The following is a 21,034-nucleotide window of genomic DNA, read 5'->3' as shown; positions in this document are numbered from 1 at the left end:
GATTCCCCGATCAACCTCGTCGATTCCTCCGCAGAACGTCACCTCCTCCGCAGATCGTCACGGCCCTTCTCACGTCTCGGGCATTCAGTCGCCGGAGTGCCCGACGATGGCGGCGCTCAGCGCGTCGACGGGGCCGCCTGCTGCGCGAGGATTCGTCAACAGCGTGAAGTCGATCTCGCCGAGGCGGGGCAGGCCGAAGGTGGGGCTCACGGGCACGAGGTCGGTCGGCACCATCGCCCGCGGGAGCACCGCGATGCCGATGCCGGCCCTGACGGCGGCGAGAGCCCCGTTGACGTCGCGGACGTTGCAGGTGATGCGCCAGTTGCGGCCGATGGACGCGAGCGCCTCGATAGCGGCGGCACGCGACAGGCTCGGGTCGGGGTAGGCGATCAGGGGGACAGGGGCCCCAGGGTCGAGCCGGGTGCTCTCGTGTGCGACCCAGACGTGCCGGTCCCGGCGGACGAGGCGGCCGGTCGGGAGTCCCGGTTCCTGCTTGACGTACACGAGGTCGAGCTGACCGGCGCGCAGACGGCGGGCGAGCGCCGGGCTCTGTCCCACCGTGAGCACGAGGTCGATCTGCGGGTAGAGGCGGCGGAACTCGCGGAGGATCGCCGGCAGCTCCGTGAGGGCGAGGTCGTCCGCCGAGCCGAAGCGCAGGCGACCGCGCATCGCCGACGTGTCGAAGTATGAGGCGGCGGCGTCGTGCGCGCTCAGGATGACCCGCGCGAAGCCGAGCATCGCCTCGCCGTTGTCGGTCAGCTCGACGGTGCGGGTGTCGCGCACCGCGAGCGTCCTGCCCGCGGCGCGCTCCAGACGGCGGATCTGCTGGCTCACCGTCGACTGGCTGGTCTGCAGCTGCTCGGCTGCGCGCGTGAAGCTGCGCGTCTCGGCGAGGGCCACGAAGGTGCGCAGCAGCTGGGGGTCGAACATCATTCACCTTTCGAATGAGTGATATGGCGATCATGACATGTCTGAATGGAGAGGTCGAGTCCTCCCTAGCCTGGACGCATCATGTCGATGACGCGCGATACCCCGATTCCCGACACCTCTCCCATCCCCGTGATCGTCCAGCGCGGCCGCAAAGACGTCCGCGCCACGCTCGCCGTCCGCAGCTTCCGCTGGGTCTTCGTCTCGATGCTCGTCGGATCGATCGGAGCGTGGGTCTCGCGCATCGCGCTGGACTGGCTGATCCTCGAGCTCACGGGCAGCGTCGCCGCTGTCGGCCTCGCCGTCACCTTCCAGTTCGCACCGATCCTGCTCTTCGGTCTGTGGGGAGGGTCGCTGTCGGACCGCTTCCCGCGGCTGCGTGTCATCCGCATCGCGAACAGCACGGCGGCCGGCGTCATGATCGCGCTCGCCGTGCTGGCTCAGCTCGATGCGCTGATGCTGTGGCACATCTACGCGGCGGCTGCCCTCGGCGGGCTCACGGCGGTGGTGGAGGGCCCGGCACGCTCGGCCCTCATCGCGCAGGTCGTCCCCGAGAGCGGCTGCAGACGGCGATCGGCATCAACGCCGCAGCGTTCCACACCGCCTCGCTGGGCGGCGTCTCGGCGAGCGGCGCTGTCCTCATCCTCTTCGGTGCGCCGTGGGCGCTGTCGATCTCCGCGGTCCTCGCGGTGCTGTCCTTCACCGCGTTGACGCGCCTGCGCGCCGCGGAGATCCCGCGCTTCGTGCGTGTGCCGGAACTCGGCACCGGGATCACGGCGGCGGCGCGCTACGCGTGGCGCAAGCCCGGCATCCGGTGGCCGCTCGTGCTCATGGTGTTCGTCGCGACCTTCGGCATGACGCAGAACGTGCTGTTCGCGGCCGCGGCGAGAGACGTCGGGTTCGACACCGGTCCGGGCGGGTACAGCCTGTACATGGCGGCCGGGGCGTTCGGGGCACTGCTCGGCGCTGTGCTGTCGACGCGGCGGCGGACGGTGGGCGTTCCCGTGGTGGTCACGGGAGCCGTCCTGTTCGCGGCGGCGATGATCGGCACGGCGTTCGCACGCATCGACGCGGTCTTCGTGCTGTCGGTGGTCGTGCTGTCGCTGCTGCGCGTGATGTTCGCGACGAGTGCCGAGGCGCTCGTGCAGCTGTCGACGAACCCGGCGATCCGCGGACGGGTCTCCGGGCTGTACCTCGTCATCGTCGCGGCGGGGCAGACCGTCGGGGCCGTCGTCGTCGGCGGCATCGTGCAGACGTGGGGGCTGTCGGCGGGGTTCCTCGTCGCCGGCGGTGTGCCCTTCGTCGCGGGGTGCGTCGTCGTGGCGCTGACGGTCCGCACGTGGGGTCTGCGGGGATCCGGCTCCGCGTGCGACGTGCGCGGCCCGAGGCGCCGTGACGATTCCCGGGGTCGATGACGATTCCCGGACGATCTCGGCCGATTCCTCCGCAGATCGTCGCCTCCTCCGCCGATCGTCGCGGAGGATCGTCACCGGCCGATGGTCGACAGGATCCCGGCCGTGTCGCTCATCGTGATCTGCGGCGGATACAGCCCCATGACGTGCAGCGCGGCCGCGTGGTTCTCGGCCGTCGAACCCGCGCACGCGTCCGCCGCGACCGTCACATGAGCGCCCGCGTCCGCAGCCGCGAGGGCCGTCGAGATCACGCAGCAGTCGGTCGAGACCCCGACGAGCACCACGTGGGCGCCGTGTCCGACGGCCGCCTCGAGCTCCGGACCCCACTTGCCGAACGTGGGGAGGTCGATGCTCGCGTGCGGGGAGAGTCCGGCGGCGTCGTCGACGAGATCGAACAGCGGATCCTCCGGCGGCTGGTCCGCGAACGGCCAGGCGGCGAAGTAGTCTCCCCACGAGGTGGTGCGGTCGGCGGTGGGCATCCACCGCGTGACCAGCACCCGGTCTCCGAAAGCGTCCGCGAGTGCGCGGATGCGCGGCACGACCTCGGGGAAGAACGGCGAACCCCACGCGGAGTCGGGGGAGGCGAAGATCACCTGCGGATCGATCACCACGAGCCAGGGTTCACCCGGCGCAGAAGAGCTCACACGTTCTCCTGGCGGCGGATCTTGGCGGCTCGTGCGAAGTACGTGACCAGGAACGACAGCACGAGTGCGAAGAACACCCCGAGGTTCGCGTATGCCCACTCGCCGTCCCTGCCGCCGATCAGGAACAGCAGATAGCCCTGCCAGTTGTTCCACGCGGCGTCTTCGGCGAAGTTGTTCACGACCAGGCCCCACCCGATGACGCTGGTCACGACCATCGTGACGATCGAGGTCCAGTCCCAGGCGCCGTAGCGACCCCGGCTGTCGAAGAGTGCCTCCTCGTCGTAGTCCTTCCGCCGGCGGAGGATGTCGGCGATCAGGATGCCCGCCCAGGAGGCCAGCGGAACGCCGAGCGTGATCAGGAAGCTCTGGAACGGCCCGAGGAAGTCGGTGGCGAAGAACACGACGAAGATCGTGCCGATCGTGAGGATCACTCCGTCGATCGCCGCGGCGGACGGGCGCGGGATGCGGATGCCGAGGCTCAGCAGCGTCAACCCTGACGAGTAGATGCCCAGCACCGCGCCGGAGACGAGCGCCAGCACGGCCGTGAGCAGGAACGGCACGAGCACCCACACCGGCAGGATCGACGCGAGCGCACCGATCGGGTCGGCCGCGATCGCGTTCATGAGCTCCTCGTCGGAGCCGCCGAGCAGCAGGCCGAACACCACCAGGATCACCGGGGCGACCGAGCCGCCGATCGTGTTCCACGCGACGATGGCCCCGTCGGATGCCGTGCGCTTCTGGTACCGCGACAAGTCGGCGGCGATGTTGATCCAGCCGAGCCCGAACCCGGTCATCACCATGACGAGAGCGCCGATCACCTGGCCGATGCCGCCGTCGGGGCGGGCCATCACGGCGGCGAGGTCTATCTCTGGCGCCGCGAGGATGATGTAGAGCACGGTCACGACGCCGGTGACCCACGTGAGCACCGACTGCAGCTTCATGATCGTGTGGTAGCCCAGCACGGATGCGGTGACGATCAGCGCGGCGACGATCACGGTCGCGATGATCTTGAGCGCGATGCTGTCGCCGTCACCGCCGAGCTGCGTGATCACGGTGGCGGTGGCGAGCACGGCCATGATCGCCAGGAACGTCTCCCACCCGATCGAGGTCAGCCACGACACGATGCCGGGCACCTTCTGACCCTGCACGCCGAAGGCCGCGCGGGAGAGCACCATGGTCGGCGCCGAGCCGCGCTTGCCCGCGATCGCGATCAACCCGCACAGCAGGAACGACACCACGATGCCGATGACCGACACGACGGTGGCCTGCCAGAACGAGATCCCGAAACCGAGCACGAACGACCCGTACGACATGCCGAAGACCGACACGTTCGCCGCGAACCACGGCCAGAAGAGGTCGCGGGGCTTCGCGGTGCGCTCCGACTCGGGGATGATCTCGATGCCCGCGCGCTCGATGAGTCCCGGCGTGATGTCCGTCATGGTCACATCCTGGCACTGCCGTGACCTCGCAGGGCGGACTTCGTGGAGCGGATCGCTCCCGCGTCGATCAGCCGGCGAAGAACGACTGCGCGGTGCGGGCGAGGTCGTGCAGGTCGGAGACCCCGGCGAGTTCGCGCGCGGAGTGCATCGACAGGATCGGGATGCCGACGTCGACCGTGCGGATGCCCAGGCGTGTCGCGGTGATCGGTCCGATGGTCGAGCCGCATGGAACGCTGTTGTTCGACACGAACTCCTGCGTGACGACTCCCGCACGCTCGCACCAGGTCCGCCATGACGCGGTGCCGACGGCATCCGTCGCGTACCTCTGGTTGGCGTTGAGCTTGAGGATGGGGCCGGAGCCGAGCACCGGCTGCACCACGGGGTCGTGCTTGGCGGCGTAGTTGGGGTGCACGGAGTGACCCACGTCGCTCGACAGGCACCACGATGACGCGTAGGCCTGACGCCGTGCCGACGAGTCGGCGCCGAGCGCCGCGTACAGGCGCTCGAGCACGTCTTCCAGGAAGGGGCCGGCTGCACCGGAGCGCGATGCCGACCCGAGCTCCTCGTGGTCGAAGGCGGCGAGCACGGCGATGGGGCTTCCGGCCTTCGCCTCGTGCGCGGCGAGGGCCACCACGCCGGCGTGCACGGAGGCGAGGTCGTCGAGGCGACCGGATGCGAAGAACGCACGGTCCTTTCCGAACACCGCCCCGCGCGCGGCGTCGGCGACCACCACGTCGTATCCGCGGATCTCGGCTGCGGAGACGTCCGCGGAGGATGCGAGTTCGGCGAGGATGTCGGCCTCGCTCGCGTCGCCGAGTCCCCACACGGGCTGCGTCTCGACCTGCTTGTCGAGCGCGAGGCCGTTGTTCACGCCGCGGTCGAGGTGGATGGCGAGCTGGGGGAGGCGCAGCAGGGGGCCGGTGTCGGCGAGCACGACGCGGCCGTCGGCGAGGGCGAGCCGCCCCGCGAGTCGTAGTTCGCGGTCGAGCCAGGAGTTCAGCAGCGGTCCGCCGTACACCTCGACCGCCGCCTGCAGCCATCCGCGCGACCCGGTGGTCGGCTGCGGCTTGAGCTTGAAGCCGGGGAGTCGGTGTGGGCGCCGAAGATCTGCACGGGAGTCGTCGCCGAGGCGTCTTCGGGTACGGCCCACGCGATCGTCGCGCCGTCGCGCACCACGACGAACCGTCCGCCGGCCTGTGCGGGCCAGGCGTCCTCCTCGTTCAGACGCGTGTACCCGGCGTCTTCGAGCCGTCGGGCGACCTCTGCCGCCGCGTGATAGCTCGAGGGTGAATCCGAGACGAAGTCGGCGAGGTCCTCGGCGTGGGCGAGGGCGACCGGAGTGACGGGCATGACGTGCCTTCCTGGAGACGGGCGTGCTTCGAGCGTAGTCGCGGTGTCCTGCCCTCCGATCCGCCGAGGGTGGCCGGGGCCCTCGTTTGCCGTGCGTTCATCCTGGCGCGTTAGGGTGGTCCCGATAGCGCCTAGGGTTCCGGGGTTCGCGCCCGTCTGGTCCGAGCGGCGCCACGGTCCTCCTCCGCAGGAGGGCCGTCATCTGACAGGACAAAAGCCCGGAGGACCCTGTTCGTCGCGCCGCGCGCCGGACGGAAGGGTCTCGTCGTGTCTCCGCTCGCGTTCGTCCTCGTCTTCGGGGCGGCCATCGCCCACGCCGCATGGAACGTCATCGCGCACGGCATCAGCAGGGCCGGCGCGCCGTTCCTCTGGTGGGGCGCGGTCGCCAGCACGCTCGTGTGGATCGGCGCCGTGCCGTTCACCGGCGGACTCGGCGCCGACGACCTGGGGTCCTTCGCCCTGGGCGTCGGCGTCTCGGCGGCGCTGCACGTGGCGTACATGACCGTGCTGCAGCGGGGGTATCGCGAGGGGAACCTCTCGACCGTCTATGCGACGGCGCGCGGTACCGGCCCTTTCCTGTCGGTGATCGTGGCGGTCCTCCTGCTCGGGGAGCGCCCATCGGCGATCGCGCTGATCGGGGTCGCGGCCGTGATCGTCGGCGTGGTCGCCATCGGCCTGGTCGACCGCGGCGGCTCCGGTCGTCGCGGTCGCATCGACCCCGGCATCCTCTTCGGCCTGCTCACGGGGTCGCGATCGCCGTGTACACGATCTGGGATGCGCACGCGGTGCGCACCTGGAACCTGTCGCCGGTGGCTTTCATGGTCGGCACGACCCTGCTCCAGGTGCCCTTCTACTCGATCGCCGTCCGTCGGAGATGGAACGCGGTGTGGGCGCTCGGCCGCACCCAGTGGCGCCGCATCCTCGTCTTCGGCATCCTGTCGCCGCTGTCGTACATCCTGGTGCTCACGGCCATCCAGATCGCCCCGGTCGCGCTCGTCGCGCCCCTGCGCGAGGTCAGCGTCGTCCTGGTGAGTCTGTTCGGGGTGTTCGTGCTGCGGGAGTCGAAGCCGTGGCGGCGGATCGGCGCGTCGCTCGTCGTCGTCGCGGGGATCGTTCTGCTGGCGATGTGACGGCGGCTGCGCGGCGCGGGCGGGGGAGAGGTCAGCGGAAGCTGACGAGCCCGGCGTGCGCGGCGGTGACCAGGATCTGCACGCGGTCGCGCAGGTGCCACTTGGCCATCATGCGCCCGAGATGCGCCTTCACGGTGCCCTCGGAGACGATCAGCGTCTTGGCGATCTCGGCGTTGGACATGCCCTTCGCGAGGCACTGGAGGACTTCGGCCTCACGCTCGGTGAGCGGTTCGAGGGCGTCGGCATCCGCAGCGACGGGGGTGGAGTCGCGGACGTGCTTGATGAGCATCGACGCGATCCGCGGTGACAGCGAACTCGCACCGCTGTGCACCTCGCGGACACCGGTGACGATCTCTTCGGCGCTGGAATCCTTCAGCAGGTAGCCCGAGGCGCCGGCACTCAGCATCGGCAGCACGGTGTCGCTCCCGTCCAGCGTCGTCACCGCGAGAACGCGCACGTGCGGCCAGCGCTCGGCGATCACCCCGGTCGCTTCGATGCCGTCCATCTCGGGCATCTGCACGTCCATCATCACCACGTCGGGCTGCTCCCGCTCGACGGTGGAGATGGCCTCCACGCCGTCCTCCGCCTGCGCGATCACCGTGATGTTCGGGTCGCGCGAGACGAAATGCGACAGTGCCGAGCGCACCAGGGGATCGTCGTCGACGATCACTACACGGATTTCCTGCATGAGGGAAGCCTAACGGCGCGGGCGGCTGGCACACACGATGTGGACCTTTGGCCAAAAAGCTCTAGACGTGAGACAGATGTGCTCGCCGCGGATCGCCGAGAAGATGAATACAGACATCGACGAACAGTTAGAAAATGGAGGTGAACGTTATGACTTTCTGGCAGCAGGTTGGCAAGTTCTTTGGTCTCCACAGCTAGATTAGCTGGCGAATAGGAGATAGTGAAGCATGGCCTTCGACCAGTCGACCCGGGAATCCGCGGACAGTCTCCGCTTGACCCGAGGCGAGAAGCTCAGTGCGATCGAGCGCATCGTCGTTCTGGTGATCGTCACCATCACCATCGCCGCTGACGTCATCGGCTTCTTCACCACACCGGGTGTGAACCCGGTCGCGCTCCTCGTGAGCGTGGCGTCCACCGCGGCGTTCGCGCTCTATCTCTGGAAGCCGCTCATCGCGACATGCGCCCTCGGCGTCGTGTTCGCACTCTCGTTCATCCCCGGATCGGAACTCCAGGTACTGACCGCAGCCGCTGTCGCGGCTGGACTGGTCATGAGGCTGGGGTGGACTTCACTGATCCTCTCCTACACCGGCGCGTTCCTGGTCGCAGCGGCGCTCGTCGCCAACGGCGACGCTGAAGCCAATGTGAACGTCGCCCTCTACCTCGTCTTCGCCACGGTGGCGGGAGCTGTCGGGTTCGCCCTGCGGCTCGCCTTCGCCAGGGGCAGTCGTCTCGAGCGGGAGCTCGAGGAGCGTGCCGAACAGGAACGCCAAGCAGTGCTCGCCGAGCGACGATGGATCGCCGGTGAGCTGCACGACAGCATCGCGCACCACCTCACGGTGGTGGCGTTGCACGTGCAGATGCTCGAAGACCCGCAGACGAGCACCGACTCGCAGGAAGCGATCCGCGTCGCCGCGCGCAAGGCGATGACGGACCTCCGCTTCGTGATCGAACTCGCCGACGATGGACCGCAGTCGTCCAGCGTGCAGACGGGAGACCTCGCGGCGGCCATCGACGAAGCGCAGAGCGAGTTCGAAGCCGCCGGACACTCGGTGGTCCGCGAAGGCGACCCTCGAGACGAGCGCATCCCGCGCGCGGTCGAGATCGTGCTCGCACGCATCACGCGAGAGTCGGCCACCAACATCCTCAAGTACGCCGGCCAGGGGCAGGTGGAGATCCTCCTGTCCGTCGACGACGAGGTCGCGCACCTCACCCTGCGCAGTCCCTTGCCGACGACCCCGCGCCGCGAACTCTCCTCGAGCCGCACCGGCCTCGGGCGCATGGCCGAACGCGTCATGGGCGCAAGTGGCGAGTTCAGCGCCGGAGAGGTGGACGGGCATTGGGTCGTGTCGGCCCGACTTCCCGTCGTCTGATGCTCTAGAGTGGGCGAGCACGCACTTTCGGCGTTCGATAGACCCTAGACGAAAGTCTAGAAGAGTCTCGACGTTCGACTCTTCAGGGCCAGCCGCCTCCCTCCCTATTCTGGAGGTTCCCCAGATAAAGCGTCCCCAGCGCTGCGATCGCGGGCGCGGTCTTTCTGGCTTCTGAAACACTTGCGCGCTCGCGATCGCCTTCTGCGTTAACGGGCGCTTTTTTGCGCCGTGCCCGAGCGCCCGTGCCGCTACGCCCCGACCGCGCGCATGTAGTGCCCGTCCGTCGAGATCCCGGATGCGGCCACCGTGAACCGCACGACCTCGCTCAGATACCGGTCCTCGGAGGCTTCGAAGATCCGCCCCTCCGCGTCCCGAGACGTGCGGGTGAGGCGGAGGATCGGCGTGCCGCGGGGCACGCGGAGCAGCGCGGCATCCTGATCGTCGGCGGCGACCGCGTCGATCACGTGCTGCAGGGTGACGATCGGGTGGCCCACCGACGCCAGGTACTCCGTGATCGACACCTGATCGAGGTCGACGTCGAAGAGTCGGCGACCGGCGACCTCGGTGTAGGTCAGCCGTTCGAGCATCGTCGGGCGTCCGTCGAGCAGGCGCAGACGCACCACGCTGACGATCGTGTCGTCCACCGCGACGCCGAGGGCCGCCGCCCCGTCGCCGGCGCGTCGAAGGCTGAGCTCCTGCGTCTGCGCTCCCGGGGTCACGCCCAACTCGCGTGCCCATCGTGTGAACGGCACCGAGACGTCGACGGCCTGATTCGCCTTGCGCGCGACCACGCGCGCGGGCCGTCCGCGACTCGTCTCGATCAGGCCCTCGCTCCGCAACGCGGCCAGCGCGTTGCGGATCGGACCGCGAGACGTGCGCCACCGCACGGCGAGTTCGGCCTCGGTCGGAACGTCGTCGCCGGGGCGGAGTTCCCCCGCAGCGATCTGCGCGCGGAGGTCCTCGGCGATCTGGGTGTACACAGCTTCAGCCACATAGGTACATTACTTGGTCAGCGGGTCCCGAGGCGTGTGGGTTCCAGGAGTGTTCATTCAGGCGAATGCCGGGTGAACGGGCCCTGAACTCTTCCGAGTTAGGTACATATCTCGCTCCTTCACCTGAGAGAGTCTTCCGTGGATCAGCCCTCACACCCTTGAAAGGTCCTCATGAAGCTTCGCGCTCTCCCCGCCCTCGCCGGCGTCGCGCTCCTCGCCCTCGGTCTCGCGGCCTGTGCCGGCACCGCGGAGGCCACCGGCACCCCGGGAACCGACGAGTCGTCCGCTGCAGGCGGCTTCGCGGTCGACGAGAACACTCTCGTCTTCGGCGTCGTCCCCGACTCGGTCGACACCGAGACCAACTACCAGCCGCTCATGGACTACATCGCCGAGATCACCGGCAAGACCGTCGAGTACCACGAGTCCACCGACTACGCCGCCCTCATCGAGGCCGCGGTGGCCGGCAAGGTCGACGTCGCGTCGTTCTCCGGGTTCACGTACGTGACGGCCACCAACAACGGCGCCAAGCTCACCCCGATCTCCTCGATCGTGACCGCCGAGGGCCAGGAGCCCGGCTACTACTCGCAGGCGATCGTCCCCGCGGGCAGCGACATCAAGAGCATCGACGACTTCAAGGGCAAGAAGGTCTGCTTCGTCGACCCGTCTTCGACGTCCGGCTACCTGTTCCCGTCGTACAACCTCCTCAAGGCGGGCATCGACCCCAAGACCGACATCACACCGGTCTTCGCGGGCAAGCACGACGTCAGCGTCACCAAGGTGGGCGAGGGCGTCGAGTGCGAGGCCGGTTTCGCCGAGGACTCCGAGGTCGAGAAGTCCGACAAGGTGAAGGTCATCGACGAGACGATGGTCCCCGGTGCGCCGCTGGTCTACTCGTCCACGCTTCCGGACGACGTCTCCCAGAAGCTCATCGACGGCCTCTCCGAGATCACGATCGACGACATCATCGCCGCCGGCATCGACGGTGCCGACACCGACGCCTTCCGCAGCGTGTTCTACGCCACGAAGCCGGTGGATGACGCGTACTACGACCTGATCCGCGACATCTGCAAGGAGACCGAAGCGGAGCAGTGCCAGAGCTGATGACGTTCTGACCGGTCGCCGAGCGGGCGGAGGGGGCATGCGCTCCGTTCCGCCCGCTCGACGGCCATCCCTCGCTCGACGCCTCGACCGCCTGCACGACGACCGCTCGCCCCCGAACACCGGAAGATCCAGGAACCTGACATGACTGCATCCGACGCCCTCATCCGACTCGACGGCGTGACGAAGACGTTCGGGACGACCACGGCGCTCCGCGACGTCTCGCTCGAGGTGTCCCGCGGCGAGATCGTCGTGCTCCTCGGGCTCTCGGGCTCGGGGAAGTCGACACTGCTGCGCCACCTCGACGGCCTCGAGACGCCCACCTCCGGTGCCGTCGAGGTGCTCGGATCCGCAGTTCCCACCCTGAAGGGACGTGCCCTGCGCGAACTCCGCCGCAGCGTCGGGTTCATCTTCCAGCAGTTCGAGCTCGTCCCCTCGCTCACGGTGCTCGAGAACGTGCTCACCGGCTCGCTGTCGGGCGTGCGCGGCCCCCGCCTCGGGCTGTGGGGCTACTCGCGCTCCGCGAAGCTCACGGCGCTCGAGCACCTCGACCGCGTCGGGCTGCTCGACCGCGCCTATCAGCGCAGCGACACCCTGTCGGGAGGGCAGCAGCAGCGCGTCGCCATCGCCCGTGCGCTCATGCAGAAGCCGGCGATCCTGCTCGCCGACGAGCCGGTCGCCTCGCTCGACCCCGAGTCGAGCGAACAGGTGATGGCTCTGATCCGTGAGATCGCCGCCGACGAAGGACTCACCGTGGTGTGCAGCCTGCACCAGGTCGACCTCGCGATCTCCTGGGCGGACCGCATCGTCGGGCTCCGCCACGGGGAGGTCGTGCTCGACACCCCGACCGGCGACCTCACGAAGGCGGAGGTCATGGAGATCTACGGACGCGTCGCGACGACGACCGCCGAGATCCGCGCGGTGCAGGAAGAACTCGTCGAGGCGGCAGCGCAGGTGGCCGCATCATGACGACTCTCGGTGCGCCGACAGGGGCGTCGACGCGAGGCGGGGGCCCCGACCCCACCGGCGGGCCTGCAGGCCCTGAGCCGGGCGGCGTCGCGGACCGGGCGCCGAAGCGACCGGTGTCGCCGGAGCGCATCGCGGCATCGCTGACCCTCGTCGCCCTCGTCGTGCTCGGCATCATCGCCGTGCGCGACGTCGACATCTCGATCCCGGCGATGGTGCAGAGCTGGGGCAACGCCGAGAACTTCATGGCCCGCGTCGGCGGACTCTCCTTTCCCGAACCCGCCGACCTCGCGTGGCTGATCGCGCTCACGGTCGGACTCGTGCTCGTCGGCACCCTGCTCGCCGCCGTGCTGTCGGTGCCGATCGCCTACCTCGCCGCGTCGAACACCACGCCAGGGAACGGCTGGCGCGCCGCCGCACGGTTCATCGGCGTGCTCACCAGGGCACTGCCCGACGTCGTGCTCGCGATGGCATTCGTGCTGATGTTCTCGCTCGGAACACTCCCTGGCATTCTCGCGATCGGCATCCACTCCATCGGGATGATCTCCAAGATGTTCGCCGATGCCATCGAGCAGATCGACGAAGGACCTCGCCTCGCGATCCGCGCCGCCGGTGGATCGAAGATGCAGGAGTTCACGGCCGGCATCCTCCCGCAGGTGCTGCCCAGCTGGGTGGCGACCGTGCTGCACCGCAACGACATCAACCTGCGGGGGAGCGTCGTCCTCGGCTACGTCGGCGTCGCCGGCCTCGGCCTCGAGATGTCGTACGCCTTCAAGTCGCTCAACTACGGCAAGGGACTCGGGATCGCGCTGGTGATCTTCATCCTCTGCATCGTGATGGAGATCGTCTCGAGCATGGTGCGCGGCGCGATGCTCGGCGAGCAGAAGCACACCCGCTCGTGGATCGACCGTCTGCTGCACCCGCGTCTCGGCTACCGTACGACTCCGGCGTCCACAGACCGTCCTGCCTGGGCGACATCTCCGCAGACAGCCGTGCGGCGCCCGTGGACCGCCCAGCGTGTGCGCCACACGATCGCCGGCGTCGTCGCCGTGCTCGTCGTGATCGGCAGCGTCGTCGTGAGCCAGATCAACTGGATGGACCTCTTCACCTTCTGGGCCAAGCTGCCGGAGGTCGCTGCGAGGTTCTGGCCGCCGTCGTTCGGCAACTACGACGCGAGCGCCATGTTCCAGGCGATGCGCGAGACCATCGCGATCGCGCTCGCCGCGACCGTGCTCACCCTGCTCCCCTCGCTCCTGCTCGGTTCGCTCGCTGCCCGCAACGTCGCCCCGAACCCCGGAGCGCGCGGCACCGCCCGACTGCTGCTCGTCGGCATCCGCGGCATCCCCGAGCTGATCCTCGCGATCGTGCTCGTGGTCATCACAGGTCTCGGCGCCCAGGCGGGCGTCATCGCGCTGGCGATCGGAGGCATCGGCCTGCTCGGCAAACTCATCGCGGACTCCTTCGAAGAGGTGGACCGTGGACCGGAGCGGGCCCTCCGAGCCGTCGGAGCGACCCGACTGCAGACCTACGCCTCCGCCACCGTGCCGCAGGGGATGCAGGCGCTCATCGGGCACAGCTTCTACATGCTCGACACGAACATCCGCGCCGCGACGATCCTCGGCATCGTGGGCGGCGGCGGCGTCGGGTACTACCTGCTCAACGCCAGCCAGGGCTCGCGGTATGAGACCGTGACCGCGATCGTGCTGATGATCCTCGCCACCGTGCTCGTTGTCGAAGGCCTCGCGATGTGGATGCGGAAGGTGTTCAAGTGACCCGCGCCGTCGATGCGGCCGACGTGGTCGTGGTCGGCTCCGGCATCGTCGGGCTCGGCGCGGCCTATGCCGCCGTCCGTCGCGGGCTGCGCGTGATCGTGCTCGATCGCACCGATGCGCCGGTCGGGGCGACGATCCGCAACTTCGGCCACCTGTGCATCGCTGCGCAGGGAGGAGAGGCGCGGCGCTATGCCGACCTCTCGCGGGAGCTGTGGCTGCGGCTCGCCCGCGATGCGGGATTCTGGCTGCGCGAATCCGGCACCATGGTCGCCGCACGGCACGACGACGAGATCGCGGTGCTCGAAGCTGCGGCACGCGACGGCGGCATACGGATGCTCGACACATCCGAACTCCTGCGCCTCGCGCCGTTGCGCGCAGAGGGGCTCGTCGGCGGCGCGCACATCGAGAGCGATCTGCAGACCGACCCCCGCACCGCTGCCGCCGCGATCGTGCGGCACCTCGCGGCGCTGGGCGTCGACTTCCGCTTCCGCACCGCTGTCACAGCGGTGGGGGCGGGCCACGTCGAGACCACCAGGGGATCGATCAGCTGCGGCGGTGTCGTCGTCGCCGTCAATCACGACATCGACCAACTGCTGCCCGACGTGGCGGGCGGCACCATGTCGACCGTTGCGCGCTCGACATGGTGCGGGCCGCCGTCTCGTTCCCGCATCCGCTCGCCGCGCCGCTGCTCACGGGCTGGTCTCTCGTGCGGTACGGCCGCTTCGCGGACACCTTCGAGACCGCGGTGCTCCGCGAACGTCTGCACGCCGAGCGCCCTGAGCTCGCCGCCATCGACCTCAACCAGATGTACACGCAACTCCCCGACGGCACCCTCATCATCGGCGACTCGCATGCGACATCGGCCGCGCCGGCGCCGTTCCAGCCCGAGACGGCGTTCGCCGCGTTCCTCGCCGAGGCGGAGGCGCTGTTCGACGCGCCGCCGCCCCGGGTGATCGAGCGCTGGCAGGGCGTGTACGCCAAGGGGCCCCAGGAGTTCCTGATCGACCGGGGCGATGACGGTGTGCTCGTGCTCGCCGCGACGACCGGCATCGGGATGACGACCGGCCTCGGTCTGGCTGAAGAGAACCTCGCCGCCGCCTTCGGGTGGGCAGCAGCAATGGAAGGAACATCATGATCACTCCCCTCGAACTCGTCGTCCTCGACATGGCAGGGACGACCGTGCGCGACGACGGCGTCGTGGAACAGGCGTTCCAGCGGGCGGCCGAGCGCACCGGCGTCGCTGACCGGATGCCGTGGGGCGAAGCCCTCGAGTACGTCCGCGAGACCATGGGGCAGTCCAAGATCGACGTGTTCACGTATCTCGCAGCCGGTGACCGCGCGGCGGCGGCCCGTGCGACCGCCGCGTTCGAGGACGCCTACGCCGAGATCGTCGCCGAGCAGGGTGTCGCCGAGATCCCGGGTGCGGCCGACGCGATCCAGGGGTTGAAGGATGCCGGACTCACCGTCGTGCTCACGACGGGGTTCGCCCCGTGACCCGCGACGTCCTGATCACGGGCCTCGGGTGGGAGGGCCTCATCGACCTCGCGCTGTCACCCGTCGACGCAGGGCGCGGGCGTCCGGCACCCGACCTCGTGCTCACGGCACTGCTGCGCACGCAGACCTCGTCTGTCGCTGCCGTGGCCATCGCAGGAGACACGGTCAGCGACATCGAGTCCGGGCGCAGGGCCGGTGCGGGATTCGTCGCCGGTGTGCTCACGGGCGCGCACGATCGACCCGCACTGAGCGCGGCGGGAGCCGATGCCGTGTTGAGCGATGTCACCGCTCTCGCCCCGGCTCTCGTCCAGCGCGAGCTGCTTCCGCTCGTCGCGACCTCCTGAGGTCGGCATGGGAACGCTGCTGATCCGTCCCCCGGTCACCGTCGCGACGTCGCTCTGCGCCCGGCGGCGACCGCCATGGTCTGGATCGGCGAGGGCCACCCGCACGAGACGATCGCCGTTCCCGGAGTGGCACTGGCCGACGGCGACGTGCTGGTGGCGGTCGAGATGTCGACGATCTGCGGCTCCGACGTGCACACTGTGCAGGGTCGCCGCCATGCGCCGACGCCCCTCGTGCTCGGGCATGAGCGTGGGCCGGGTGATCGCCACGGGCGATGCGGGGGCGACGACGGTCGACGGTACCTCCCTGCGCATCGGCGACCGGGTGGTGTGGTCGGTGACGGTGTCGTGTGCGCACTGCGACCGCTGCACGCAGGGAATGCCGCAGAAGTGCCGCACGCTGGGCAAGTACGGCATGACCGCGTCGGAGCGCACGGAGACCTCACTGGCGCGTTCGCGAGCCACGTGCAGCTGCGGGAAGGAACCGCGATCGTCCGCGTGCCCGAGGCGCTGCCGGCCTCCGTGCTCGCCCCCGCGTCCTGTGCGACCGCGACGGCGTGGGCCGCGGTGGCGAGGGCTGCACGCGATCGCGACCTCGACGGCGCGGCGGTCCGCGTGCACGGCGCCGGCCTGGTCGGGCTCTCCGCCGCGGCGATCGCGGCCGAGCAGGGTGCGACGGTCGAGGTCCTCGACCCGAACGTCGATCGCCGAGCGTTCGCGGGGCTGTTCGGGGCCACGGCTCTCGACCGCGACCCCGACGTCGTGATCGAAGCCTCCGGACACGCGGTGCGTCAGGCGCTCGATGGCGTGGCCGTCGGCGGCACTGTCGTGCTGGTGGGCAGCGTGTTCCCCGCCGAACCCGTCCCGCTCGACGCGGAGAGCATCGTGCGACGGCTGGTCACCGTCGCCGGCATCCACAACTACACGGGGACGGATCTGGCCGAGGCCGTCGCGTTCTTGGCCGGCCGCGGCCGCGCCTACCCGTTCGGCGACGCCGTCGGTGCGGTGCGCTCGCTGCTCGACGTCGATGCGGCTCTGGTCGAAGCGGCGGCTCCCGGCGCACCGCTGCGGGTGGGGCTGGTGCCCGGTCACTGAGCGGCGGTCTGCTCCGGGTGCGAGCCGCCTCGGCGGGGTCCCGCGGGTCGCAGCGCCTCGGCGTGGAACGCGAGCAGCCGGACGGCGGCCTCGACGCTCGTGTCCAGCACGTCGTCCGGTGCGCCCGTGAGCGCCAGCCGACGATGCCCGACGCCCTCCGCGGTCGCCCAGCCGAGATACACCGTCCCCGGCTCGTGACCTCCCTGGGGGTCGGGACCGCCGACACCGGTCGTCGACACCGCGATGTCGCCGTCGAACAGACGCAGCGCCCCGGTCGCGAGCTGCTCGGCGCAGGCGGACGAACAGGGGTCGGTCCCCGGCGTCAGCCCCAACACCCGTTCCTTGACATCGGTGAAGTACGCGACGATCCCCCGGCGAACCACTCCGAGGCGTCGGCACCCGCACCCACGGTGTTCGCCAGTCGGCCGGAGGTGAGCGATTCGGCGACGCACACGCGGAGGCCGCGCTTCTGCGCGAGTTCGCTCAGGTGATCCAGGGGAGAGTCTTCCGTCGTGCTCACCGCGAGATGCCCTCCACGGTCCGGCCGGTCGTGGCCGCAGACAACGAGCGGGCGATGTCCGCCTGGCTCACGATCCCCACCAGCCGGTGGTCGGCGATCACCGGGAGGCGACGGACCTGGTGCTCCTGCATGCGATCCAGTGCGACGTGGATGTCGTCGTCCGCGTCGACGGTGATGGGCGTGCCCTTGGCGAGTGCGGCGGTCGGAGTGGTCTCCGGATCCATCCCGAGGGCGATGGCCCCCACCACGATGTCACGGTCGGTGAGCATGCCCTTGAGGCGGCTGTCCTCGCCGCAGATCGGCAGCGCTCCGACGTCGAGGTCGGCCATGACCGATGCCGCGATGCTCAGGGAATCGTTCACTCCGATGCAGCGTGGGCTCGTGGTCATGATGTCGCGGGTGATGGTCATCGGCTTCCCCTGTCGTGTGTCTGTCCGTGTCGCCGAGGCTATGACGTCTCGGCGCTGCGCCCGGGGGGATTGACAAGCGGGCGGCGCAGGATCAGGGACCCTTGGTCGAGTCCGCTCCGTCGGAGGCGTCGTCGGCATAGTCCGGGCGCGGCGGTTGCAGCGGCTGGTCGGAGTATTCGCCCCCGAGTCGTCCGCCGTAAGGGCGCCCGTGGTCGGCGAACTCGTCGCGCGCGAAGACGAACTCCCACGGGCCGGCGGTGAACCGCGACCCGGTGCGCAGCGTCTCGGTGCTCTCGCCGGCATGCGTCGCGTCGGCGCCGGGGTTGGAGTTCATCTCGCCCTCGCCGTGCAGAGTCACCACGTACTCGTCCCGTTCGTCGTGCGTGATGGTCGCGTGCACGGGGTCGGTCCCCTCCAGGCGGAGTTCGTTCCCCTCGGCGGACCCGATCCGCACGGTGTCGGCCTCGATCGCGAACTCGGTGCGCTCGTCGTCTCTGGTGATGCGCAGGCGAGGGTTTCCCGCACCCCACTCGGCGTGCGTCGTCGTGGGTGTGTAGCCCTCGTCAGGGCGGTCGTCGATGTGTCGTTCTTCGGTCATGGCATGCCCTCCTCGGCGTCGGGCTTACGACGTTAGGCCTCCGAAGCGACGCCGCCGAGGGGGTTGACTTCACACGGGTGCGATGTCCGCTTCCTCAGTCTCCCCGCCGGCGGTCGCGCCGTGCGGGATCATGTCGGCGGTGAGCAGGGTGATGCCGCCACTGGAGTTGGCCGAGTTGGCCATCGCCGCGATCCATTCGGGGCGGAGCTCCGGCGGCTCCGGCTCGTCGAAGACGAAGCGCAGCGGGATCGACGGATGCAGCCAGATCGTCGAACGCCCTACCGGATGTCCTTCCGGATGCCGCCAGGATAGAGTGAAGCTCTCGTTCCTCCGTAGCTTGGTCGCGATCACCACTTTGAGGTGAGCCAGAGCCAGATCGTCGATCTGTATCGGGTTCTCCGCGCTGTGGTAGTAGAGCATGCCCATGGGCCTACGCTACTCAGAGGAGGACGATTCCGACAGCGCCGTGTCGGGTTAACAGTGGATCGACGGAGGAGTGTTCCGAGATGGGCAAGTTCATCTACGAGGGCGGAGTGAAGACCGAGATCGAGGATCGCGCACTGACGCACCTCCAGCTCGTGATCACCGCAAAGCTGCGGCGCGGCGAGCCGTTCCCGTTCAGCTGGCGCGAAGACGCGAGCGTCGGCGGCGGACGCACGACCGTGTGGATCCAGCCGGGGAGTTCCCTCGTCTTCAAGTACTTCGGCAGCCGCCAGCCCTCGATCAACCGTGCGTGGATCGAAGCGCTCGCCTTCACCGCGAACGCGCCGAGCGGCCTCTACCTCGTGCCCGAGCCGGCCGAGGCGGGAGAGGAACCCGGTTCCGGCGAGGTCCCGGTCACACCACCGGTCTAGTCCGCGCCGATCCGCCCCACGTCCGACAGTCCTTCGACGGCGAATGGACGGGACATGATCGCGTCGATGCCCGTCACGGTCACCCAGCCGTCAGCCAGGAGAGCCGCGTCGCTGCCTTCTTCCGGGGTGTTCGGCAGCTCCTCGACGGCCAGTCGGATGTAGTGCTCCTCGGCTTCGGCCATGGTCGTCTGCACGATGCCGAAGGGGGCGAGCGAGGCCTCGGAGAAGCCGCGTGTGGTGGCACTGTTCGGCGCGTTGACATTGATCACGGTGCGCTCGGGCGCCGACTGGAGCCCGGGGAGCAGTCGCATCGCGGCCGCGGCGGCCGCATCCCAGTGGAACTCCTCGGGGTGCATTCCGACGTCGAGCGACACGGCCATGCCCCTGGCGCCGTTGAGTCCACCGGTGAGGGCCGCGCCGACGGTCCCCGAGTGCAGGATGGCGCGACCGACGTTCGCGCCGTGATTCACGCCGGAGAGCACGAGGTCGACGGCGGCGCCGAACGCCCCGCGCGCGGCGATCAGTGCGATGAGCCCAGGACCGCCGTGCACCGCGTAGGCGGGGACCTCCTCGAGACCGGGGAGCGTGCGCGTGTCGACCCGGACGCGGCCGTCCTCCTCGGCGGCGATGATCGAGGCGCCGGCACCGCTGGACTGCCGCACGGGTGCGGCGATCACGATCTCGAGGCCGGCGCTGCGTGCCGCGTGCGCGAGTGCGGCAAGGCCGGGAGCGTCGATGCCGTCGTCGTTCGTGATGAGCGCGCGGGTCATGAGGTCTCCTCTTCGGCGGGTTCGGCCAGGGCGGCGAGTGCGTCCGGACTCACACGGCTGGTGGGGCGGCTGCCGGCATCGTCGAGTTCGCGTACGGCGACGCCCTCCCTGAGCCGCAGGATGGCGTCGGGGTCGCCCGTGCCGAGCCCATGGCGGGTCACGTTCACCGCCCCGGCGGCGGCGCCCAACGAGATCGCCTGCCTGGCCGACTCCCCCGGGCGAGGCCCGCCACGACGCCGGCGGTCAGGGAGTCCCCAGCGCCACGATGCTCGTTCTCCTCGAGACGGGGAAGCGAGACCTCGACGAGGCCCTGATCATCGAGCAGGAGCAGGGATTCGCCCGCTCTGGTCACGATGACGGTGCGCGCGCCGCGGGTGCGCAGCTCGCGCATGGCCTGGGCGAGCGCTTCGATCGAGGAGTCGGCGGCGAGGCCGTCCGAGATGAGTTCCTCATGGCTGACCTTGATGACGTCGGCATGCCCGTCCAGCACGGCGCTCAGGCGCTCGCCGGCGAGGTCGGCGACGACGAGGCGATCCTCCCCGCTCAGGTCGAGCGCGAGACGGCGGTAGATGTCGGCGGGGAGCGCCTCTTCGCCGGCCGGTCCGCTGAGGATGATCACCCGGGAGTCGGAGCCGTTGTGCAGCACCGCGCCGTACAGGTCGTCGAGGGCATGACGGCCGATGGGGTCGCCCTCCTCCTCGGCGATCGGGACCCGGCCCCCATCCCGGCGATCGTGGACGTACGCGGATCCGCGGCCGTCGCGCTCGACCGCGACCACCTCGATGCCCTCGTCGTCCTCCAGCAGGTGTCGCAGCACGCGCCCCACCTCGCCGGTCAGCACACAGCACATCGTGACCGTGACCCCGAGCCGGCGCAGCATCCGTGCCTGCCAGACGCCCTGGCCGCCCGCGTGCACGTGGATCTCAGCTCCCTGCGGGTGGTCCTCGACCGTGATGGTCAGTGTCGGTGACGGCGCGAAGATCGTGACATCGCTCATCTCATCCTCCTGTCCTCCCTCCCCACGGTACGGGTCGCGGTGGCGGCGCATGCAGGGGTTGACCGCGGACGGTCGCGGCACCCAGGGCTGTCAACCCCCTGCCGCGGAGAGCGGGGGTCGAGACAGGCTCGGGAGCACCCATCGAGACGGGCACCAGCGACACGAGGA

24 protein-coding genes and 4 pseudogenes are annotated in these 21,034 nt (G+C 69.6%); 15 read left to right on the top strand and 13 right to left on the bottom strand.

The window, feature by feature from the left end:
- Nucleotides 1-84 precede the first annotated feature (84 nt).
- Nucleotides 85-930, bottom strand: coding sequence for a LysR substrate-binding domain-containing protein (locus G4G29_RS16430; RefSeq protein ID WP_183150840.1), 846 nt, complete (start codon nucleotides 928-930; stop codon nucleotides 85-87).
- 87 nt (nucleotides 931-1,017) lie between these two features.
- Here G4G29_RS16430 and G4G29_RS22665 point away from each other — a divergent pair, with 87 nt between their 5' ends.
- Together G4G29_RS22665 and G4G29_RS16425 are read left to right on the top strand one after the other, a co-directional pair.
- Nucleotides 1,018-1,638 (top strand): MFS transporter, encoded by a 621-nt coding sequence (locus G4G29_RS22665; RefSeq protein ID WP_244632118.1) that lies wholly within the window; start codon nucleotides 1,018-1,020, stop codon nucleotides 1,636-1,638.
- Nucleotides 1,536-2,342, top strand: a complete 807-nt coding sequence (locus tag G4G29_RS16425) for an MFS transporter (protein ID WP_244632612.1) — start codon at nucleotides 1,536-1,538, stop codon at nucleotides 2,340-2,342. Before G4G29_RS22665 ends, G4G29_RS16425 begins: the two co-directional genes overlap by 103 nt.
- A 71-nt stretch (nucleotides 2,343-2,413) precedes the next feature.
- Here G4G29_RS16425 and G4G29_RS16420 read toward each other — a convergent pair whose 3' ends face one another.
- The 3 genes and pseudogenes from G4G29_RS16420 to G4G29_RS16410 form a co-directional block, all read right to left on the bottom strand.
- Nucleotides 2,414-2,983 (bottom strand): isochorismatase family protein, encoded by a 570-nt coding sequence (locus tag G4G29_RS16420; RefSeq protein WP_183150838.1) that lies wholly within the window; start codon nucleotides 2,981-2,983, stop codon nucleotides 2,414-2,416.
- Nucleotides 2,980-4,422: a cytosine permease gene (locus G4G29_RS16415; RefSeq protein WP_183150837.1), complete on the bottom strand. Its 1,443-nt coding sequence runs from the start codon at nucleotides 4,420-4,422 to the stop codon at nucleotides 2,980-2,982. Before G4G29_RS16415 ends, G4G29_RS16420 begins: the two co-directional genes overlap by 4 nt.
- 67 nt (nucleotides 4,423-4,489) lie before the next feature.
- A pseudogene (locus tag G4G29_RS16410) lies at nucleotides 4,490-5,772 on the bottom strand (M18 family aminopeptidase).
- 758 nt (nucleotides 5,773-6,530) lie between these two features.
- Between G4G29_RS16410 and G4G29_RS22660 the strand changes: the two are divergent.
- Entirely contained in the window at nucleotides 6,531-6,902 is a 372-nt protein-coding gene (locus G4G29_RS22660; protein WP_244632117.1) for an EamA family transporter, read from the top strand.
- Nucleotides 6,903-6,933: 31 nt separating this feature from the next.
- Here the strand turns inward: G4G29_RS22660 and G4G29_RS16400 are convergent, their stop codons facing one another.
- Complete coding sequence (locus G4G29_RS16400; RefSeq protein ID WP_244632116.1) at nucleotides 6,934-7,590, bottom strand: response regulator transcription factor; 657 nt, start codon at nucleotides 7,588-7,590, stop codon at nucleotides 6,934-6,936.
- 271 nt (nucleotides 7,591-7,861) lie between these two features.
- Here G4G29_RS16400 and G4G29_RS16395 point away from each other — a divergent pair, with 271 nt between their 5' ends.
- Nucleotides 7,862-8,959 carry a histidine kinase gene (locus G4G29_RS16395; protein WP_244632115.1) on the top strand — a complete coding sequence of 366 codons (1,098 nt, stop codon included), beginning with the start codon at nucleotides 7,862-7,864 and terminating at the stop codon, nucleotides 8,957-8,959.
- A gap of 248 nt (nucleotides 8,960-9,207) precedes the next feature.
- On the opposite strand, the gene G4G29_RS16390 is transcribed toward G4G29_RS16395, so the two are convergent.
- Nucleotides 9,208-9,951 carry a GntR family transcriptional regulator gene (locus tag G4G29_RS16390; protein WP_244632114.1) on the bottom strand — a complete coding sequence of 248 codons (744 nt, stop codon included), beginning with the start codon at nucleotides 9,949-9,951 and terminating at the stop codon, nucleotides 9,208-9,210.
- A gap of 171 nt (nucleotides 9,952-10,122) precedes the next feature.
- Here G4G29_RS16390 and G4G29_RS16385 point away from each other — a divergent pair, with 171 nt between their 5' ends.
- The 10 genes and pseudogenes from G4G29_RS16385 to G4G29_RS22630 all read left to right on the top strand — a co-directional run bounded on the left by G4G29_RS16385 (nucleotide 10,123) and on the right by G4G29_RS22630 (nucleotide 16,717).
- Nucleotides 10,123-11,052 carry a phosphate/phosphite/phosphonate ABC transporter substrate-binding protein gene (locus tag G4G29_RS16385; protein WP_183150835.1) on the top strand — a complete coding sequence of 310 codons (930 nt, stop codon included), beginning with the start codon at nucleotides 10,123-10,125 and terminating at the stop codon, nucleotides 11,050-11,052.
- 141 nt (nucleotides 11,053-11,193) lie between these two features.
- Nucleotides 11,194-12,018, top strand: a complete 825-nt coding sequence (phnC, locus tag G4G29_RS16380) for a phosphonate ABC transporter ATP-binding protein (protein ID WP_183150834.1) — start codon at nucleotides 11,194-11,196, stop codon at nucleotides 12,016-12,018.
- Nucleotides 12,015-13,787 carry a phosphonate ABC transporter, permease protein PhnE gene (phnE, locus tag G4G29_RS16375; protein WP_244632113.1) on the top strand — a complete coding sequence of 591 codons (1,773 nt, stop codon included), beginning with the start codon at nucleotides 12,015-12,017 and terminating at the stop codon, nucleotides 13,785-13,787. Before phnC ends, phnE begins: the two co-directional genes overlap by 4 nt.
- Nucleotides 13,763-14,332: pseudogene (locus tag G4G29_RS22655) on the top strand (FAD-dependent oxidoreductase); the annotation flags it as partial. The gene phnE and the pseudogene G4G29_RS22655, both read left to right, overlap by 25 nt.
- Before the next feature lie 95 nt (nucleotides 14,333-14,427).
- Nucleotides 14,428-14,922, top strand: coding sequence for an FAD-dependent oxidoreductase (locus G4G29_RS22650; RefSeq protein ID WP_244632667.1), 495 nt, complete (start codon nucleotides 14,428-14,430; stop codon nucleotides 14,920-14,922).
- Nucleotides 14,919-15,281 (top strand): HAD family hydrolase, encoded by a 363-nt coding sequence (locus tag G4G29_RS22645; RefSeq protein WP_244632112.1) that lies wholly within the window; start codon nucleotides 14,919-14,921, stop codon nucleotides 15,279-15,281. The genes G4G29_RS22650 and G4G29_RS22645 overlap by 4 nt, the downstream gene beginning before the upstream one ends.
- Nucleotides 15,278-15,625, top strand: coding sequence for an HAD hydrolase-like protein (locus G4G29_RS22640; protein WP_244632111.1), 348 nt, complete (start codon nucleotides 15,278-15,280; stop codon nucleotides 15,623-15,625). The genes G4G29_RS22645 and G4G29_RS22640 overlap by 4 nt, the downstream gene beginning before the upstream one ends.
- Nucleotides 15,626-15,700: 75 nt before the next feature.
- A pseudogene (locus G4G29_RS24190) lies at nucleotides 15,701-15,822 on the top strand (alcohol dehydrogenase); the annotation flags it as partial.
- Nucleotides 15,823-15,839: 17 nt separating this feature from the next.
- Nucleotides 15,840-16,388 carry an alcohol dehydrogenase catalytic domain-containing protein gene (locus tag G4G29_RS22635; RefSeq protein ID WP_345941185.1) on the top strand — a complete coding sequence of 183 codons (549 nt, stop codon included), beginning with the start codon at nucleotides 15,840-15,842 and terminating at the stop codon, nucleotides 16,386-16,388.
- On the top strand, nucleotides 16,277-16,717 hold the full coding sequence (locus tag G4G29_RS22630; RefSeq protein ID WP_244632611.1) for a zinc-binding dehydrogenase: 441 nt from the start codon (nucleotides 16,277-16,279) through the stop codon (nucleotides 16,715-16,717). The genes G4G29_RS22635 and G4G29_RS22630 overlap by 112 nt, the downstream gene beginning before the upstream one ends.
- Here G4G29_RS22630 and G4G29_RS16355 read toward each other — a convergent pair.
- The 4 genes and pseudogenes from G4G29_RS16355 to G4G29_RS16340 form a co-directional block, all read right to left on the bottom strand.
- Nucleotides 16,711-17,171: pseudogene (locus tag G4G29_RS16355) on the bottom strand (CinA family protein). The gene G4G29_RS22630 and the pseudogene G4G29_RS16355 sit on opposite strands and share 7 nt — an antisense overlap.
- Before the next feature lie 62 nt (nucleotides 17,172-17,233).
- Nucleotides 17,234-17,647 (bottom strand): CBS domain-containing protein, encoded by a 414-nt coding sequence (locus G4G29_RS16350; protein ID WP_183150833.1) that lies wholly within the window; start codon nucleotides 17,645-17,647, stop codon nucleotides 17,234-17,236.
- A 91-nt stretch (nucleotides 17,648-17,738) separates the two neighbouring features.
- Nucleotides 17,739-18,245 carry a hypothetical protein gene (locus G4G29_RS16345; RefSeq protein WP_183150832.1) on the bottom strand — a complete coding sequence of 169 codons (507 nt, stop codon included), beginning with the start codon at nucleotides 18,243-18,245 and terminating at the stop codon, nucleotides 17,739-17,741.
- 69 nt (nucleotides 18,246-18,314) lie between these two features.
- Complete coding sequence (locus G4G29_RS16340) at nucleotides 18,315-18,671, bottom strand: hypothetical protein (protein WP_183150831.1); 357 nt, start codon at nucleotides 18,669-18,671, stop codon at nucleotides 18,315-18,317.
- A gap of 80 nt (nucleotides 18,672-18,751) precedes the next feature.
- Between G4G29_RS16340 and G4G29_RS16335 the strand changes: the two genes are divergently transcribed.
- Nucleotides 18,752-19,099: an ATP-dependent DNA ligase gene (locus G4G29_RS16335; RefSeq protein ID WP_183150830.1), complete on the top strand. Its 348-nt coding sequence runs from the start codon at nucleotides 18,752-18,754 to the stop codon at nucleotides 19,097-19,099.
- Here G4G29_RS16335 and G4G29_RS16330 read toward each other — a convergent pair.
- The 3 genes from G4G29_RS16330 to G4G29_RS16325 are packed head-to-tail and all read right to left on the bottom strand — an operon-like array spanning nucleotide 19,096 to nucleotide 20,866.
- Nucleotides 19,096-19,869, bottom strand: a complete 774-nt coding sequence (locus G4G29_RS16330; protein WP_183150829.1) for a 5'/3'-nucleotidase SurE — start codon at nucleotides 19,867-19,869, stop codon at nucleotides 19,096-19,098. The two genes, G4G29_RS16335 and G4G29_RS16330, sit on opposite strands and share 4 nt — an antisense overlap.
- Nucleotides 19,866-20,030, bottom strand: a complete 165-nt coding sequence (locus G4G29_RS22625) for a hypothetical protein (protein ID WP_244632110.1) — start codon at nucleotides 20,028-20,030, stop codon at nucleotides 19,866-19,868. The genes G4G29_RS16330 and G4G29_RS22625 overlap by 4 nt, the downstream gene beginning before the upstream one ends.
- A 2-nt stretch (nucleotides 20,031-20,032) precedes the next feature.
- Complete coding sequence (locus tag G4G29_RS16325; protein ID WP_244632109.1) at nucleotides 20,033-20,866, bottom strand: PfkB family carbohydrate kinase; 834 nt, start codon at nucleotides 20,864-20,866, stop codon at nucleotides 20,033-20,035.
- Between the last annotated feature and the right edge of the window lie 168 nt (nucleotides 20,867-21,034).

This window comes from Microbacterium sp. Se63.02b (assembly GCF_014171575.1).
Taxonomy (GTDB): domain Bacteria; phylum Actinomycetota; class Actinomycetes; order Actinomycetales; family Microbacteriaceae; genus Microbacterium.
Note: the sequence above shows the minus strand (reverse complement) of the source record. Positions and strands in the feature narration are given on the sequence as shown.

Excerpts from the sequence above, each read along its gene's own strand:
- G4G29_RS16330 (WP_183150829.1), bottom strand. The coding sequence starts at position 19,869 with ATGACCCGCGCGCTCATCACGAACGACGACGGCATCGACGCTCCCGGC.
- G4G29_RS16325 (WP_244632109.1), bottom strand. The coding sequence starts at position 20,866 with ATGAGCGATGTCACGATCTTCGCGCCGTCACCGACACTGACCATCACG.
- G4G29_RS16345 (WP_183150832.1), bottom strand. The coding sequence starts at position 18,245 with ATGACCGAAGAACGACACATCGACGACCGCCCTGACGAGGGCTACACA.
- G4G29_RS22665 (WP_244632118.1), top strand. The coding sequence starts at position 1,018 with ATGACGCGCGATACCCCGATTCCCGACACCTCTCCCATCCCCGTGATC.
- G4G29_RS16335 (WP_183150830.1), top strand. The coding sequence starts at position 18,752 with ATGGGCAAGTTCATCTACGAGGGCGGAGTGAAGACCGAGATCGAGGAT.
- G4G29_RS16340 (WP_183150831.1), bottom strand. The coding sequence starts at position 18,671 with ATGGGCATGCTCTACTACCACAGCGCGGAGAACCCGATACAGATCGAC.
- G4G29_RS22645 (WP_244632112.1), top strand. The coding sequence starts at position 14,919 with ATGATCACTCCCCTCGAACTCGTCGTCCTCGACATGGCAGGGACGACC.
- G4G29_RS16385 (WP_183150835.1), top strand. The coding sequence starts at position 10,123 with ATGAAGCTTCGCGCTCTCCCCGCCCTCGCCGGCGTCGCGCTCCTCGCC.
- phnE (WP_244632113.1), top strand. The coding sequence starts at position 12,015 with ATGACGACTCTCGGTGCGCCGACAGGGGCGTCGACGCGAGGCGGGGGC.
- G4G29_RS16430 (WP_183150840.1), bottom strand. The coding sequence starts at position 930 with ATGTTCGACCCCCAGCTGCTGCGCACCTTCGTGGCCCTCGCCGAGACG.
- G4G29_RS16350 (WP_183150833.1), bottom strand. The coding sequence starts at position 17,647 with ATGACCATCACCCGCGACATCATGACCACGAGCCCACGCTGCATCGGA.
- G4G29_RS22650 (WP_244632667.1), top strand. The coding sequence starts at position 14,428 with ATGGTGCGGGCCGCCGTCTCGTTCCCGCATCCGCTCGCCGCGCCGCTG.
- G4G29_RS22635 (WP_345941185.1), top strand. The coding sequence starts at position 15,840 with ATGCGCCGACGCCCCTCGTGCTCGGGCATGAGCGTGGGCCGGGTGATC.
- phnC (WP_183150834.1), top strand. The coding sequence starts at position 11,194 with ATGACTGCATCCGACGCCCTCATCCGACTCGACGGCGTGACGAAGACG.
- G4G29_RS16400 (WP_244632116.1), bottom strand. The coding sequence starts at position 7,590 with ATGCAGGAAATCCGTGTAGTGATCGTCGACGACGATCCCCTGGTGCGC.
- G4G29_RS16415 (WP_183150837.1), bottom strand. The coding sequence starts at position 4,422 with ATGACGGACATCACGCCGGGACTCATCGAGCGCGCGGGCATCGAGATC.